General features: G+C 70.9%; 14 protein-coding genes. 3 read left to right on the top strand and 11 right to left on the bottom strand.

Annotated elements, in window-relative coordinates; translation table 11 throughout:
- Window positions 1-117: 117 nt before the first annotated feature.
- From aspS to ABZ444_RS26910, 3 genes are read right to left on the bottom strand one after another with little or no spacing between them, the layout of a single operon-like run.
- Window positions 118-1854 carry an aspartate--tRNA ligase gene (gene aspS / locus ABZ444_RS26920; RefSeq protein WP_358002294.1) on the bottom strand — a complete coding sequence of 579 codons (1737 nt, stop codon included), beginning with the start codon at window positions 1852-1854 and terminating at the stop codon, window positions 118-120.
- Window positions 1851-3110 carry a histidine--tRNA ligase gene (gene hisS / locus ABZ444_RS26915; protein ID WP_358002291.1) on the bottom strand — a complete coding sequence of 420 codons (1260 nt, stop codon included), beginning with the start codon at window positions 3108-3110 and terminating at the stop codon, window positions 1851-1853. Before hisS ends, aspS begins: the two co-directional genes overlap by 4 nt.
- Window positions 3110-3787: an MBL fold metallo-hydrolase gene (locus ABZ444_RS26910; RefSeq protein ID WP_358002288.1), complete on the bottom strand. Its 678-nt coding sequence runs from the start codon at window positions 3785-3787 to the stop codon at window positions 3110-3112. The genes hisS and ABZ444_RS26910 overlap by 1 nt, the downstream gene beginning before the upstream one ends.
- A 138-nt stretch (window positions 3788-3925) precedes the next feature.
- Here ABZ444_RS26910 and ABZ444_RS26905 point away from each other — a divergent pair, with 138 nt between their 5' ends.
- The 3 genes from ABZ444_RS26905 (at window position 3926) to ABZ444_RS26895 (ending at window position 7219) form a co-directional block, all read left to right on the top strand.
- The gene (locus ABZ444_RS26905) at window positions 3926-4798 is read left to right on the top strand and encodes a peptidylprolyl isomerase (RefSeq protein WP_358002285.1); all 873 of its coding nucleotides are present in this window, start codon (window positions 3926-3928) and stop codon (window positions 4796-4798) included.
- A 62-nt stretch (window positions 4799-4860) separates the two neighbouring features.
- Window positions 4861-6090, top strand: a complete 1230-nt coding sequence (locus ABZ444_RS26900) for a DUF349 domain-containing protein (RefSeq protein WP_358002283.1) — start codon at window positions 4861-4863, stop codon at window positions 6088-6090.
- 40 nt (window positions 6091-6130) lie between these two features.
- Complete coding sequence (locus tag ABZ444_RS26895; protein ID WP_358002280.1) at window positions 6131-7219, top strand: cupin domain-containing protein; 1089 nt, start codon at window positions 6131-6133, stop codon at window positions 7217-7219.
- A gap of 19 nt (window positions 7220-7238) precedes the next feature.
- On the opposite strand, the gene ABZ444_RS26890 is transcribed toward ABZ444_RS26895, so the two are convergent.
- The 8 genes from ABZ444_RS26890 to ruvC form a co-directional block, all read right to left on the bottom strand.
- Window positions 7239-9428, bottom strand: coding sequence for a bifunctional (p)ppGpp synthetase/guanosine-3',5'-bis(diphosphate) 3'-pyrophosphohydrolase (locus ABZ444_RS26890; RefSeq protein WP_358002277.1), 2190 nt, complete (start codon window positions 9426-9428; stop codon window positions 7239-7241).
- Between the two features lie 172 nt (window positions 9429-9600).
- The gene (locus ABZ444_RS26885) at window positions 9601-10119 is read right to left on the bottom strand and encodes an adenine phosphoribosyltransferase (RefSeq protein ID WP_358002274.1); all 519 of its coding nucleotides are present in this window, start codon (window positions 10117-10119) and stop codon (window positions 9601-9603) included.
- A 232-nt stretch (window positions 10120-10351) separates the two neighbouring features.
- Window positions 10352-11341, bottom strand: a complete 990-nt coding sequence (gene secF / locus ABZ444_RS26880; RefSeq protein ID WP_358002271.1) for a protein translocase subunit SecF — start codon at window positions 11339-11341, stop codon at window positions 10352-10354.
- Window position 11342: 1 nt separating this feature from the next.
- On the bottom strand, window positions 11343-13139 hold the full coding sequence (secD, locus tag ABZ444_RS26875) for a protein translocase subunit SecD (RefSeq protein ID WP_358002268.1): 1797 nt from the start codon (window positions 13137-13139) through the stop codon (window positions 11343-11345).
- Window positions 13140-13182: 43 nt separating this feature from the next.
- Entirely contained in the window at window positions 13183-13569 is a 387-nt protein-coding gene (gene yajC, locus ABZ444_RS26870; protein ID WP_358002265.1) for a preprotein translocase subunit YajC, read from the bottom strand.
- Window positions 13570-13781: 212 nt separating this feature from the next.
- Window positions 13782-14813 carry a Holliday junction branch migration DNA helicase RuvB gene (ruvB, locus tag ABZ444_RS26865; RefSeq protein WP_358002262.1) on the bottom strand — a complete coding sequence of 344 codons (1032 nt, stop codon included), beginning with the start codon at window positions 14811-14813 and terminating at the stop codon, window positions 13782-13784.
- 48 nt (window positions 14814-14861) lie between these two features.
- Entirely contained in the window at window positions 14862-15482 is a 621-nt protein-coding gene (gene ruvA / locus ABZ444_RS26860) for a Holliday junction branch migration protein RuvA (protein WP_358002259.1), read from the bottom strand.
- Window positions 15483-15532: 50 nt separating this feature from the next.
- Window positions 15533-16054 carry a crossover junction endodeoxyribonuclease RuvC gene (ruvC, locus tag ABZ444_RS26855; RefSeq protein ID WP_358002303.1) on the bottom strand — a complete coding sequence of 174 codons (522 nt, stop codon included), beginning with the start codon at window positions 16052-16054 and terminating at the stop codon, window positions 15533-15535.
- Window positions 16055-16066 lie beyond the last annotated feature (12 nt).

Genomic DNA, 16066 nt, shown 5'->3' with positions numbered 1-16066 from the left:
CCGGTGCGCCGCCGGCTCGCCTTGCTCCTGGTTCTCCTGCTGCTCGGCGGAGCCTGGCTGGCAGGCTTCGGACGCGGGTGGAGGGAGCCTTCGAAGGGGGCGCCCGCCGTCGTCGTGTCAGGCCTCGGACTTGGGCTGGGCGTCGACGCCCGCCTCCTTGCGCTGGTCGGCCGTGATCGGCGTCGGCGCGGCGGTCAGCGGGTCGAAGCCGGAGGCGGTCTTCGGGAACGCGATCACGTCGCGGATCGAGTCACCGCCGGACAGCAGCATGCAGATCCGGTCCCAGCCGTAGGCGATGCCTCCGTGCGGGGGCGGGCCGTACTTGAACGCCTCCAGCAGGAAGCCGAACTTGCTCTCGGCCTCCTCCTTGGAGATGCCGAGCACGTCGAAGACCCGCTGCTGCATCTCGGCCCGGTGGATACGGATCGAGCCGCCGCCGATCTCCATGCCGTTGCAGACCATGTCGTAGGCGTAGGCCAGGGCCTCGCCCGGGTGGTCCTGGAAGTTGTCGGCCCATTCGGGCTTGGGGCCGGTGAACGGGTGGTGCACGGCCGTCCAGCCGCCCTCGCCGTCCTCCTCGAACATGGGGGCGTCGACCACCCACAGGAACGACCACTGCGACTCGTCGATCAGGCCGCAGCGGCGGCCGATCTCCAGGCGGGCCGCGCCCAGCAGGTCGCGGGAGGCCGAGCGGGCGCCGGCGGCGAAGAAGATCGCGTCACCGGGGACGGCGCCGACCTTGGTGGCCAGGCCGGACAACTCCTGCTCCGACAGGTTCTTGGCGACCGGGCCGCCGAGCGTGCCGTCCTCCTGGACCAGCACGTAGGCCAGGCCCTTGGCGCCGCGGCTGCGTGCCCACTCCTGCCAGCCGTCGAGCTCCTTGCGGGTCTGCGAGGCGCCGCCCGGCATGACGACCGCGCCGACGTAGTCGGCCTGGAAGACGCGGAAGGAGGTGGCCGAGAAGTAGTCGGTCATCTCGACGAGCTCCTGGCCGAAGCGCAGGTCGGGCTTGTCGGAGCCGTAGCGGGCCATGGCGTCGGCGTAGGTCATGCGCGGCAGCGGCATGGGGATCTCGTAGCCGAGGATCTCCCGCCACAGGCGGCCGACCAGCTTCTCGCCGACCTCGATGACGTCCTCCTGGTCGACGAAGGACATCTCGACGTCGATCTGGGTGAACTCGGGCTGGCGGTCGGCCCGCAGGTCTTCGTCGCGGTAGCACTTGGCGAGCTGGTAGTAGCGCTCCAGGCCGGCGACCTGCAGCAGCTGCTTGAACAGCTGGGGCGACTGCGGCAGGGCGTACCAGTTGCCGGGCTGCAGGCGGACCGGCACCAGGAAGTCGCGCGCGCCCTCGGGGGTCGAGCGGGTCAGCGTCGGGGTCTCGACGTAGACGAAGCCGAGCTCGTGCATCACCTCGTTGGCCAGGTAGGTGGCCTTGGAGCGGGTGCGCATGGCGCTGGCGACCTGGTGGCGGCGGATGTCGAGGTAGCGGTACTTGAGGCGGGCCTCCTCCGACACGCCGACGTTGCCCTCGATCGGGAACGGCAGCGGCGCGGACTCGCTCAGCACCTCGACCCGCTCGGCCACGACCTCGATCGCGCCGGTGGGCAGCTCGGGGTTCTCGTTGCCCTCCGGGCGCACCCTGACCTGGCCGACCACCTGCACGCAGTATTCGGCGCGCAGGTCGTGGGCGTGGTCCTCCTCGCGGAAGACCACCTGCGCCGAGCCGGAGGCGTCGCGCAGGTCGATGAAGACCACGCCGCCGTGGTCACGGCGGCGGGCCACCCATCCTGCGAGCGTCACCTGCTGCCCGGCATGCTCCTCACGGAGCGACCCGGCCGTATGCGTGCGGATCACTGCACTTTCCCTTTCAAAACGTCGGCGACCTGGGCCAGCGGCACCTGGGTCTGTTCAGCGGTGGTCAGGTCCTTCAGTTGCACGGCCTCGGCCGCGAGGTCTCGCTCGCCCAGGATCAGCGCGAAGCGGGCGCCGGATCTGTCGGCGCCCTTCATCGCTCCCTTGAGCCCCTTGCCGCCGAAGGCCATGTCGGCGCTGACGCCCGCCTCGCGCAGCTCGGAGACGAGCAGGAACATGCGGCGGCGCGCGTCGTCACCCAGCGGGACACCGTACACCTGGACGCGGCCCGGCGCGGCCTCGCCGAGCAGACCCTCGGACTCCATGGCCAGGTAGGTGCGGTCGGCGCCGAGTGCCCAGCCGACACTGGGCAACGGCGGCCCGCCCAGCATCTCGCTGAGCCCGTCGTAGCGGCCGCCGCCGCCGACGGCCGACTGGGAGCCGAGCCCGCCGTGCACGAACTCGAACGTGGTGCGGGTGTAGTAGTCGAGCCCGCGCACGAGCCGGGGGTCGTCCTCGAAGGCCACGCCCGAGGCGGTCAGCAGCGAGCGGACCTCCTCGTGGTAGGCCTTGCAGGCGGCGCACAGGTGGTCGACGACCAGCGGCGCGCCGGTGAGCTGGGCCTGCACCTCGGGCCGCTTGTCGTCGAGCACCCGCAGCGGGTTGATGTCGATGCGGGCCCTGGTCTCCTCGTCGAGGTCGAGCCCGCGCAGGAAGTCCTGCAGCGCGGCCCGGTAGGCGGGCCGGCAGTTCTTGTCGCCGAGCGAGTTGAGCAGCAGCCTGACCTGGCGCAGGCCCAGCGAGGCGAAGCCGCGCGCGCCGAGCACGATCAGCTCGGCGTCGAGCGCCGGGTCCTCGGAGCCGAGTGCCTCGGCCCCGACCTGCCAGAAGTGGCGGTAGCGGCCCTTCTGGGCACGCTCGTAGCGGAACTGGCTGCCGGAGTACCACAGCTTGACCGGGAGCTGGCCGTTGTGCAGGTTGTGCTGGAGCACGGCGCGCACGACCGAGGCGGTGCCCTCGGGGCGCAGGGTCAGCGACCTGCCCGCCTTGTCGGGGAAGGTGTACATCTCCTTCGACACCACGTCGGTGGACTCGCCCACGCCCCGCTTGAACAGCTCGGTGTCCTCGAAGACGGGGGTCTCGACGTAGCCGTAGCCCGCCCGCCTCAGGGGCGCGGCCAGCGCCTCGCGCACGGCCAGGATGGCCTCGGAGCTGGGCGGCAGCCAGTCGAAGGTGCCTTTGGGTGCTTGGAAGCTCATTAGATCCCTCGTGTGGGACCGGCCTGCGGCGCCGCTTCCTTCAGGTAAGGGTTGGTGGCGCGCTCGCGGCCGATCGTGGTCTGTGGTCCGTGGCCCGGCAGGACGACCGTATCGTCAGGCAGCGGCAGGCACTTGGTGGCCAGGCTGCTCAGGATGGTCGCGTAGTCGCCACCGGGAAGATCGGTGCGGCCGATGGAGCCGGCGAACAACAGGTCGCCCGAGAACATGATCTCGTCGCCGGGCAGCCGGAAGCTCACCGACCCCCTGGTATGGCCGGGGGTGTGGTCGACCACGAGATCGAGGCCCGCCAGGCTGAGCGCCGCGCCGTCGGTCAGCTCGCGCACGTCGTCGGGCTCGCTCAGCCTGATGTCGCCGAACAGCGAGACGCCGCCGCCCCAGCCGGCCGAGGGGTCGCTCAGCAGGTGGCGGTCGTCGGGGTGGATCCACGCGGGGACGTCGCGCGCGCCGCAGACCGGGGCGACCGACCACACGTGGTCGAGGTGGCCGTGCGTGAGCAGCACCGCGACCGGCTTGAGCCGGTGCTCGCGCAGCAGCTCGTCGACGCCTTCGGCCGCGTCCTGGCCCGGATCGACGATCACGCACTCCTCGCCGGCCGCGGGCGCGACGACGTAACAATTGGTCTGGAGGGCCCCTGCGGGGAAGCCTGCGATGAGCATCTGCCTCAGGTGATCTCGTCGAAAAGCCAATGGGAATGTAACCGAAGGGTACCGGTGCGGGTCGCCGGGCTGCGAATCATTACCCATTGGCCGATACGATTCGCCCACCTCAGTTGATTGACTATGGGAGGCAAAGCGGTGGCCACGGGCAAGGACCGGCAGAAGCAGCTGGCACGTGAGCACTACGAGCGGCAGATGCAGCGCCGCATCGAGCGCGAGCAGAAGGCCAAGCGCACCGCGATCATCGGCTCCACGGTCGGCGTGGTGGTCGTGGTGGGCGGCATCGTGGCCGCGGTCGCGCTGCTCGGCGGCGGCGACTCGACGACCGAGGCGTCCGCCTCGCCCTCGGCCTCGGCCCCGCAGGACACCGCGTCGGCCGCGGCCAGCACGGGGCCGAAGCCGTACAACGCGGCGTCCGGCACCTGCGACTACGTCAAGGAGGCCGCCGGCGGCCAGGTCAAGGACGTCGGCATGCCGCCGGCCAAGGTCAAGACCGAGCCGGCCAAGAAGACGATGACGCTCGACACGAACCTGGGCGACATCGTGGTCGAGCTCGACAACGCCAAGGCGCCGTGCACGACCAACTCGCTGGCCTTCCTGGCCGGCAAGAAGTTCTACGACGGCAGCAAGTGCCACCGGCTCGGCAGCGACAAGTTCCCCATGCTGCAGTGCGGCGACCCGACGGCCAAGGCCGACGGCAAGAGCCAGGACGGCGCCGGCGGCCCCGGCTACGTGATGGCCGAGGAGAACCTCCAGGGGGCCACGTACAAGCGCGGCACGGTGGCGATGGCGAAGACCTCGGCGCCGGGCAGCACGGGAAGCCAGTTCTTCCTCGTTTACGGCGATCTCGGACTCACCCCGGATTACACGCCGGTGGGTACGATCACCAAGGGGCTCGACATCCTGGACAAGGTGAACAAAGCGGGCGTCATCGCTGACATGGGAGATGGGACCGGAGCACCGAAGCAAACCCTCGAAATCAAAGACGTGACAATCGCCGGCAAGAGCTGACGTAATACAAACTAGGGACGAAGTAGTCCCGAAGGGTCTGATGGATAGTGCGGGAGGACACGGTGAGCACCGACCCGTGGGGCCGGGTAGACGACGACGGCACCGTCTACGTGCGTACGGCTGAGGGAGAGCGGGCCGTCGGCTCCTGGCAGGCCGGTGAACCCGAAGAGGCACTGGCCTACTTCCATCGCAAGTACGACGAGCTGTCCGGCCAGGTGCAGCTCCTCGAACAGCGGGTCAAGGGCACCGACCTGGCGCCCGCGCAGGCCGAGGCGAGCATCGCCAAGCTGCGCGAGGCCGTCGCCGACGCCCACGCCGTGGGCGACCTGGCGGCGCTGACGGCCCGCCTCGACGGCCTGACCGAGCTGGTCGGCCATCGCCGCGAGGAGGTCAAGGCCGCCCGCGACCAGGCGCGCGCCGAGGCCAGGGCGGTCAAGGAGCGCATCGTCGCCGAGGCCGAGCGCATCGCCGACGAGACCACCCACTGGAAGTCGGGCGGCGAACGGCTGCGCCAGCTCGTGGAGGAGTGGAAGGCCGCCGACCGGATCGACCGGGTCACCGAGGCCGCGTTGTGGAAGCGGCTGTCGGCCGCCCGTACGGCCTTCGCCAAGCGCCGCAAGCAGTACTTCGCGGGCCTGGACGAGCAGCGCGAGGGCATCCGCTCGGCCAAGGAGCGCATCGTCGCCGAGGCCGAGGCCATCGCCGGCTCCACCGACTGGGGCACGACCGCGGCGATCTACCGCGAGCTGATGCAGCAGTGGAAGACCGCCGGGCGCGCCTCGCGCGAGGCCGAGGACGAGCTGTGGGGCCGCTTCAAGGCCGCCCAGGACCAGTTCTTCCAGGCCCGTTCGGCGGTCTTCGCCGAGCGCGACGCCTCGCTGGCGGCCAACGCCGAGGTCAAGGAGGAGCTGCTGGCCGAGGCCGAGAAGATCCTCCCCGTCACCGACGCGCGCACGGCCAGGGCGGCGCTGCGGCACGTCCTGGAGCGCTGGGAGGCCGCCGGACCGGTGCCGCGCGAGCAGCGCGACCGGCTCGAAGGCGGGCTGCGCAAGGTCGACGATGCCGTGCGCAAGGCCGAGGACGCCGAGTGGAAGCGGTCCAACCCCGAGGCCAGGGCCCGCGCCCAGAGCACGGTCGACCAGCTGCGCGCCTCCATCGAGCAGCTGGAGAAGCGGCTGTCCAAGGCGCAGGCCGCCGGCCGGGCCAAGGACGTCAAGGAGGCCGAGGAGGCGCTGGTCGCCCGCCGTTCGTGGCTGGAGGAGGCCGAGCGCACGCTGACCGAGTTCAGCTGAACCGATCTTCGGAGGGCGGCCGGGGTCCTACGCTGACGGCATGGACCCCGTCAGCGTCGCGCGCGCCCTCGTCGACGAGCTGTTCCCCGGCGCCCTGTACGCCTTCGTCGGCGGCAGCGTGCTCACCGAGCGCCGCACCAGCACCTCCGACCTCGACGTCGTGGTGGTGCTCGACGGGCTGGCCGTGCCCTACCGCGAGTCCCTGCGCTGGCACGGCTGGCCCGTCGAGCTGTACGTCCACAGCGAGACCAGCCTCGACGCCTACGTCGACCGCGACCTGGCCGAGCGCAAGCCGGGCGTGGCCCGCATGTGCGCCGACGGCGCGGTGCTGGTCGACCGCACCGGCGGCCGGGCCAGCGACCTGCAGACGGCGCTCGGCGACCGGCTGGCCGCCGGTCCCGGCGGCCTGGCCGCCGCCCGCGCCGAGCAGGCCCGGTACGGCCTGTCCGACCTGCTCGACGACCTGGCCGGCGCGACCGACCCCGGCGAGCAGCTGTTCATCCGCTGGCAGGTGGTCCAGGAGACCGCCAGGCTGGCCCTCGACGTGGGCGGCAGGTGGCGGGGCAACGGCAAGTGGCTGCTGCGCGAGCTTCGTGAGCACGACCCGGCGCTGGCCGAGGAGCTGCTGGCGGCCCACTCCGACCCGGCACTGCTGACCTCGGTGGCCTCAGGCGTGCTTGAACGGGCCGGAGGGCGCCTGTGGGAGGGCTACCGGGCCGAGGGCGACCCCTTCCACCTCCCGCTGCGTCACATCGCCTCAGACGCGCTGTCGGGCGACACGGCGCAGAGCGCCGGGATGCGCAGGCTGGCCGCCGTGAGCGGGGCCACGGCCGGCTCGTCGGCCCTGTGGATGGGCCAGACGCACGTCGCGCCCGCCACCCGCTCCTCCGACCACCACCACGGCGCCTCCGAGACCGCCATCTACGTCGTCAGCGGCGCCCCGCGCTTCGTCTTCCTCCAGGACGGCCGCGAGCGGCGCATCGAGGCGGCCCCCGGCGACTACGTCTACGTGCCGCCCTACACCCCGCACCGCGAGGAGAACCCCGACCCCGAGCGGGAGGCCGTCGTGGTGATCGCGCGCAGCACGCAGGAGGCGATCGTGGTCGACCTGCCGGACCTGAAGGGCTGAACCCCGGCCGGCCGGCCGCTCAGCTGCCGGCGCCGCTCACCCGGTAGACGTCGAAGACGCCCTGGATGCTGCGCACGGCCTTGAGCACGTGGCCCAGGTGTTTGGGGTCGCCCATCTCGAAGGTGAACTTGCTGATCGCCACCCGGTCGCGCGAGGTCGTCACGGACGCGCTGAGGATGTTGACGTGCTGGTCGGACAGGGTGCGCGTGACGTCGGACAGCAGGCGCGGCCGGTCGAGCGCCTCGACCTGGATGGCCACCAGGAACACGCTGTCGTCGCCGGGCGACCAGCTCACCTCGACCAGCCGGTCGGGCTGCTCCCTGAGCTGCTGGACGTTGGTGCAGTCGGCCCGGTGCACGGACACGCCGTGGCCGCGGGTGACGAAGCCGACGATCTCGTCGCCGGGCACCGGCGTACAGCACTTGGACAGGCGCACCCACACGTCGGCGTCGCCCGCCACGACCACGCCCGCGCCGCCGCCGCGCGGACGGCCGCGCAGCCGGGTCGGCAGGGACGTCTCGGCGATGTCCTCCTCGGCGCTCTCCACGCCGCCGATCGAGGCCACGAGCTTCTGCACGACCGTCTGCGCGGCGATGTGCCCCTCCCCCACGGCCGCGTAGAGCGCCGAGACGTCGGGGTAGCGCAGGTCGCGAGCGAGCGCCAGCAGCGCCTCGCCGGACATCAGGCGCTGCAGCGGCAGGCCCTGCTTGCGCATGGCGCGGCCGATGGCCTCCTTGCCCGCCTCGATCGCGGTCTCGCGGCGCTCCTTGGAGAACCACTGCCGGATCTTGTTGCGGGCCCGGCCGGACTTGACGAACTTCAGCCAGTCGCGCGACGGCCCGGCGTCGGGCGACTTGGAGGTGAAGATCTCGACCGTGTCGCCGTTGCCGAGCCGCGACTCCAGCGGCACCAGCCGCCCGTTGACGCGCGCGCCGATGCAGCGATGCCCGACCTCGGTGTGGACGGCGTAGGCGAAGTCGACCGGCGTGCCGCCCTCGGGCAGGGCGATGACCTGGCCCTTCGGGGTGAACACGTAGACCTCGGAGACCGACAGGTCGAAGCGCAGCGACTCCAGGAACTCGCCCGGGTCGGAGGTCTCCTTCTGCCAGTCGAGGAGCTGGCGCAGCCAGGCCATGTCGCTGCCCGGCTTGACCTTGCCGGTCGGCCCCGGCGCGCCGACCTCCTCCTTGTACTTCCAGTGGGCGGCCACGCCGTACTCGGCCCTGTGGTGCATCGCGTGGGTGCGGATCTGCAGCTCGACCGGCTTGCCCTCGGGACCGATCACCGTGGTGTGCAGCGACTGGTACATGTTGAACTTGGGCATCGCGATGTAGTCCTTGAACCGGCCGGGGACCGGGTTCCAGCGCGCGTGGATCGTGCCCAGCGCCGCGTAGCAGTCGCGCACGCTGTCGACCAGGACCCGGATGCCCACCAGGTCGTAGATGTCGTCGAAGGCGACGTCGCGGGCGATCATCTTCTGGTAGACGGAGTAGTAGTGCTTGGGCCGGCCCTTGACCACCGCGCGGATCTTGGCCTCGCGCAGGTCGCCGGAGACCTTCTCGATGACCTCCTGCAGGAACAGGTCGCGCCGCGGCGCGCGCTCGGACACCATGCGCGCGATCTCGTCGTAGCGCTTGGGGTAGAGCATGGCGAACGCGAGGTCCTCCAGCTCCCACTTGATCGTGTTCATGCCGAGGCGGTGGGCCAGCGGCGCGAAGATCTCCAGCGTCTCGCGGGACTTCTGGTGGCGCTTGTGCTCGGGCAGGTAGCGCATGGTGCGCATGTTGTGGAGCCGGTCGGCGAGCTTGATGATGAGCACGCGGATGTCGCGCGACATCGCCACGACCATCTTGCGCACGGTCTCGGCCTGCGCCGCGTCGCCGAACTTGACCTTGTCGAGCTTGGTGACGCCGTCGACCAGCGAGCCGATCGTGTCGCCGAAGTCGCCGCGCAGCTCGTCGAGGCTGTAGGCGGTGTCCTCGACGGTGTCGTGCAGCAGCGCGGCGCACAACGTCTCGTCGTCGGTGCCCAGCTCGGCCAGGATCGTCGCCACGGCGAGCGGGTGGGTGATGTACGGGTCGCCCGACTTCCGCTTCTGGTCGCGGTGGTGGTAGGCGGCCATGTCGTAGGCGCGTTCGATCAGGCGCAGATCGGCCTTGGGATGGGTGGCCCGGACCGTGCGGAACAGCGGCTCCAGCACCGGATTCATGGCCCCACCCCCAAACCGCCGTCGACGCACCGCAGGAACGCCGGGCGCGTCGGCATTACCAGCGTCGGTTACGTCGGGCGCGACCACATCACGGGGCACTCAGACTCCTCACGATCGAGTCCAGATCCCCCCAGTGTATCCAGGCTGTGAACCCCGACTCGCTCGGGCCGTCTCAGACGATCACCAGGGAGTGCAGGTCGACGGCCGGCAGGCGCTCGCGCCCCTTGAGAAACGCCAGCTCCATCAGCACCGCGATGCCGACGACGTGCGCGCCCGCCCGCTCGACGAGCTCGATGGTGGCCTTGGCCGTGCCGCCGGTCGCCAGCACGTCGTCGACGATGAGCACCCGGTCGCCGGGCGCGAAGGCGTCGCGGTGCACCTCGATGGTGGCCGAGCCGTACTCCAGGTCGTAGGACTCCTCCAGCGTCGCGGCCGGCAGCTTGCCCTTCTTGCGCACCGGGACGAACCCGGCCGCCGCCCGGTAGGCCACCGGCGCCGCCAGGATGAAGCCCCTGGCCTCGATGCCGACGATCTTGTCCACCTCGGCGAGGCCGGCCAGCTCCTCCACCACGGCCGCCATCGCGACCGGGTCGCCGAGCAGCGGGGTGATGTCCTTGAACAGCACGCCGGGCTTGGGATAGTCGGGGACGTCCCTGATCCGGTCCAGGATCAACTGGCTGAGCTCGCTCATCGTGCTTCCATCGCCTTCCTCGTGGGTGCCGCGCTCCATGATGGCCTACTCCGGCCCCTCCTCGGACCGTCCGCCGTCCCCGACGGCCCCTGGCGGGCCTCAGGCGCCCACCCGGGGACCAGGCCCGGCGCCCGGGTGCCCCACGACCCCCTCCGGCGCCGTACGGCCCCTCTGAACGCGACGACGCCCCCGCCCTGACGGACGGGGGCGCCGGGACGAGCCCCGGACGGGCTCAGCCCTTCGCTACGGCTGCGCTTTTGGAACCCTTCGCCCCCTTGCCGGAGGTGGAGGCGAGCCGGCGCGCGATGGCCTGGTACTTCGGCTCCCGCTCCTTGAGCGTCACCAGCATCGGCGTGGCCACGCACAGGGACGAGTAGGTGCCGACGATCATGCCGACGAACAGGGCCAGCGACAGGTCCTTCAGCGTGCCCGCGCCGAGCAGCGTGGTGCCGATGAACAGGATGGCCGCCACCGGCAGGATCGCGACCAGCGAGGTGTTCAGCGACCGGATCAGCGTGTGGTTGAGCGCGTTGTTGGCCGCCATGGAGTACGTCATCTTGGAGGTCGTGCCCAGCTTGGCCGTGACCTCCTTGATCATGTCGAACACCACGACCGCGTCGTAGAGCGAGTAACCGAGGATGGTCAGGAAGCCCAGCAGCGTCGCCGGCGTGACCTCGAAGCCCGACCAGGCGTAGACGCCGGCGGTGATGACGAGGTCGTGGATGAGCGCGACGATCGCCGACAACGCCATCTTCGGCTCGAACGCCATCGACAGGTACAGGATGATCGCGAGCATGAAGACGCCCAGGCCGATCCAGGCCTTCTGGGAGACCTCACCGCCCCAGGAGGCGCCGATCGACTGGACGCTGACGTCCTTGACCGGGACCTTGTAGTCCTTGGCGATCGTGGTCTGCATCTGGTTGAGCGTCGACTCCGTCAGGGTCTCGGTGGTGACCCGCCAGTTGTCGCGGGCCCGCTGCACGATCACCTGATGGGCGCCCTGCGCGCGGAAGTCCTCGCGGACCTCCTCGACGGTGCCGCTGCTGGCCGGGAACGTGAAGACCGTTCCGCCCTTGAACTCGACGCCCAGGTTGAGCCCGTTGAACAGGATGCCGGCCAGGGAGACGAGCAGCAGCAGGCCGGACAGGCTGTACCAGAGCCTCCACTTGCCGACGAAGTCGACATCGATCTCGCCGCGGTAGAGGCGACGCCCCAGTCCCATCTCAGGCCTCCTGCGGAGTGGTCGTGGCGGCCGGCTCGGTGCTCATGCGCTCTGCGTCGAGGCCGGACAGCGGGTGCCCCTTGGCGAAGAACTTCAGCCTCGCCAGCAGGGCGATGAACGGCTTGGTGAACATGAACACCACCACGATGTCGATCAGCGTGGTCAGGCCCATCGCGAAGGCGAACCCGGCCACACCGCCCACCGCCAGGAAGTACAGCACGATGGCGGCGATGAACATGACGGCGTCGGCGATCAGGATCGTGCGCCGGGCACGGACCCAGGCCACCTCGACGGCCGCGCGAAGCGTCCGCCGACCTTCCTTCATCTCATCACGTATGCGTTCGAAATACACGATGAAGGAGTCGGCGGTGATGCCGATCGAGACCACCAGGCCGATGATGTGCGGCAGCGAGAGCCGGAAGCCGGCGTTGTGGCCGAGCACGACCACCGCCGTGTACGTCAGGATCGAGGCCACGACGAGGCTCAGCACGGCCACGATGCCGAGGCCGCGGTAGTACAGCAGCGAGTAGACGACCACCAGGGCGAGGCCGATGATGCCGGCGATCAGGCCGCCTTCGAGCTGGTCGGCGCCGAGCGTCGAGGACACGGTGTCGATCGAGCTGCGCTGGAACTTCAGCGGGAGGGCGCCGTACTTGAGCTGGTCGGCCAGGTTGGTGGCGCTGACCTGGTCGAAGCCGCCGGTGATCTCGGCGCGGCCGCCGGGGATCGGGCTGATGATGTTCGGGGCCGTGATGACCACGCCGTCGAGGACGACCGCCACCTTGTTGCGCGGCTCCTGTGCGTTGTAGGCGGTGGTGGTGAGCTTGCTCCACTCGCCCGCGCCCTTGCTCTTGAAGTCGAGCTGGACGATCCACTCCACGGTGCCCTGGCGCACGCCCGCCGAGGCGGTGTCGATGTCGGTGCCGACGACCTTGGCGACGTCGAGGACGTACTTGAAGCTGCCGTCGGTCTCGCAGGCCGCGTACTGCTTGTTCGGGTCGTCCTGGACGCCCTGGCCGCGGTTCTTGGGGTCGGCGCAGTCGAGCTTGTGGAACTGCTGCAGCACCGCCGGGTCGATGCCCTGGGTGTTGATGCCGGCGTTGGGGTCCTGGTTCGGCTGCGTGGGCGGCGTGCTCGGCGACGGCGTCGGCGTGGCGTTCCTGCCCTTGGTGTTCTGCTTCTGGCCCGTCTGGTTCTGGGCCGTCTGGTCGCGCCCGGTCTGCGTGGCCTCGGGCGTGGCGCCCGGCGTCGGCGCGGTCAGCGCGGACGACAGCGCCTTGCCCGTCGGGGACGCGCTCGGCGTGGTCGCCGACTGCGTGCCGGACGGCTTGCCCGACGGCCTGGCGGTCGAGGACGGCTTGGCGGAGGGCGAGGCGCCCGGCGTGGGCGCCTCGGTGGTCAGGTTCTGCGGGACCTGCGTGGCCTCCATGGCGAGCACCTGGCGGAAGCGCAGCTCCGCCGTGGTGGCGACCAGCTTGATGGCCTCGCTCTGTCCGACGCCCGGGATGGAGATGATGATGTTGTCGCCGGACTTGGCGACCTCCGCGTCGGAGATGCCGGTGCCGTTGACCCGGTCGCGGATGATGTTGACCGCGCGGTCGAGGATCTCTTCAGGCGGAGACTGACCGGACTGGGTCACGGGTGACAACGTCACCGTCGTTCCGCCGGCGAGGTCGAGTCCCAGCTTGGGCGTGAACGCCTTCTGCAGGAACATCGTCCCGCCCAGGGCGAGGATGAGCGCCAGCAGCACCAAGAGCGTGCGCCCTGGTCGGCTGTGGCGGCTGGTCGGTCGGGCCACTGGTCGTCGATTCTCTCAGATAGGGGTTTGTCGCAGAGCTTAGTCAGGACTGCTTGCTGCTGGAGCCCTGATCGCCGTTGGGCTCGACGGTCGCGTCGGACTCCTTGGCGTCACCGTCGGCGAGGTCGGTCGCGACCGGCTCGTCGGCCACCACCGGGGCGTCACCGGGCTGGACCACACGGCCGATGGCCGCCTTGACCCAGCGCGTCTCGATGCCGGGCGCGACCTCCAGCACGACGTCCTCGTTGTCCACCGCGACGACCGTGGCGAACAGGCCGGTCGTGGTCATGACGCGGGCGCCCGGGGTCAAGGAGTTCTGCATCTGCTGCGCTTCCTGCTGGCGCTTGCGCTGCGGACGGATCAGCAGGAAGTAGAACACCACCACCAGAAGGATCAGCGGCAGGATGCTTCCGAGTTGTCCCATGTCCATAGGGGCGACCTTCCATAGTCGTTCAAGAATTTGACACCGGCCTCGCGCCGGAAATTCCGTTGCGTAGCTCTCGGGCCGCGCCGCTCAGCCCGTCAGCCTACACAGCCAGCCAAGCCACGGAGTGTAGGCGCTTGTTATGAAACGCGGCAACGAGGCAGCGATTCGGCGCGCGGGGAAGTTCCCGATTCGAAATGGTTGCAACCGTTTCGTGATCACGGTGAAACGACGGCCCCGAACGCGTCCGGCGGTGGTGTCATACCCATGTGTGTCCAGGCGGAAGCGGTCGCGACCCGGCCGCGCGGGGTCCTGGCCAGCAGCCCCTGCCGGACGAGGAACGGCTCGGCCACCACTTCGACGGTCTCGGGCTCCTCCCCCACGGCCACGGCGAGCGTGGACAGGCCGACGGGACCGCCGCCGAACTTGCGCAGCAGCACCCCGAGCACCGCCCGGTCGAGCCGGTCGAGCCCTTCGGCGTCGACTTCGTAAAGGTTGAGCGCCGCCGAGGCGATATCCCGATCGATCACGCCGTCGGCGCGCACGTCGGCGAAGTCGCGGACGCGGCGCAGCAGCCGGTTGGCGATGCGGGGCGTGCCGCGCGAGCGCCGCGCGATCTCGTGGGCGGCCTCCTCCGGCAGGACGACGCCGAGCAGCCGCGCCGACCGGTGGAGCACCTGCTCCAGCTCGCCGACCTCGTAGAAGTCCATGTGGGCGGTGAACCCGAACCGGTCGCGCAGCGGCGCCGGCAGCAGCCCGGCCCGCGTGGTGGCGCCGACCAGCGTGAACGGCGCGATGTCGAGCGGGATCGCGGTCGCGCCCGGCCCCTTGCCCACGACGATGTCGACCCGGAAGTCCTCCATGGCCAGGTAGAGCATCTCCTCGGCGGGCCTGGCCATGCGGTGGATCTCGTCGATGAACAGCACCTCGCCCTCCGTCAGCGTGGACAGGATGGCGGCGAGGTCGCCGGCCCGCTCCAGGGCGGGGCCGGAGGTGATGCGGAGCGGCATGTTGAGCTCGGCCGCGATGATCATGGCCAGCGTGGTCTTGCCCAGGCCCGGCGACCCGCTCATCAGCACGTGGTCGGGCGGACGCTGCCGGCGCATGGCGCTCTCCAGCACCAGGGACAGCTGCTCGCGCACCCGGCCCTGGCCGATGAACTCGCCCAGCCGCTTGGGCCGCAGCGCCGCCTCGATCTGCAGCTCGTCGCCGCCGGCGTCGGCGGAGACCAGCTCGCGCTCATAGTCCATGGCCACCGCTCCTTCCCGCGCGCCGGGACGTCGTCTCGGACTTCATGATCATCTTACGCTGAGGGACCGGAGCGCGGCCTTCAGCAGCGCGGCCACCTGCGGCTGACGCCCGGCGGCGAGGTCGGCCTCGGCCTCGGGCGCGACCCCGGCCACGGCCTCGTCGGCGTCCTTGCCCGAATAGCCCAGGCCCACCAGGCCGGAGTGCACCTGATCGCGCCACAGGGCGGCGCGCCGCTCACCGCCGATCGCCGCGTTGACGGCCTCCTCGGGGGTGCCGAGGCGGTCCTTCAGCTCCAGCACGATGCGCTGGGCGCCCTTCTGCCCGATGCCCGGCACCCGCGTGAGCGCCTTGAGGTCGGCGGCGGCCACGGCCACCCGCAGCGCGTTGGGCGTGTGGACGGCGAGCATCGCCAGCGCCAGCTTCGGGCCGACGCCGCTGGCCGTCTGCAGCATCTCGAAGACGGCCCGCTCGTCGTCACCGGCGAAGCCGTAGAGGGTCAGCGACTCCTCGCGCACCACCAGCGAGGTGGCCAGCCTGGCCTGCTCGCCCACGCGCAGCGTGGCCAGCGTGCCGGGGGTGCAGTGGGCGAGGATGCCGACGCCCCCGACCTCGATCACGGCTCCGTCGGGCGCGACCGACGCCACCCTGCCCGCCACCGACGCGATCACGACTCGATCTCCTTCTCCACGAAACGGTCAGCCCGCGATCTCCGCACGGGTCAGCGCCCCTTGCCGGCGCGGGCCATGGCCTCGGCCAGCCGGTGTTGGGCGGCGCCGCGCCAGATGTGGCAGATGGCCAGGGCCAGCGCGTCGGCGGCGTCGGCCGGCTTGGGCATCTCGGCCAGCCGCAGCAGCCGGGTGATCATCGTACCGACCTGCTTCTTGTCGGCCGTGCCGCTGCCGGTGACGGCGGCCTTGACCTCCGAGGGCGTGTGCAGCGCGACGGGCAGCCCGCGCCGGGCCGCGCACAGCACGGCGATCCCGGCCGCCTGCGCGGTGCCCATGACCGTGCGGACGTTGTGCTGGGCGAAGACGCGCTCCACGGCCACGGCGTCGGGACGGACCTCGTCGAGCCATCGCTCGATGCCGGCCTCGATGCCGACCAGCCTGGTGCCGAGCTCCTCGTCGGCGCCCGTGCGCACCACCCCGACGGCCACCAGCGACAGCGGCGCGCCCGGCCGCCCCTCGACCGCGCCCAGGCCGCACCGGGTCAGCCCCGGATCGACGCCCATCACCCGCACCGGCTTGCCTCC

This window comes from Nonomuraea sp. NPDC005730 (assembly GCF_040630865.1).
Classification (GTDB): domain Bacteria; phylum Actinomycetota; class Actinomycetes; order Streptosporangiales; family Streptosporangiaceae; genus Nonomuraea.
Note: the sequence above shows the minus strand (reverse complement) of the source record. Positions and strands in the feature narration are given on the sequence as shown.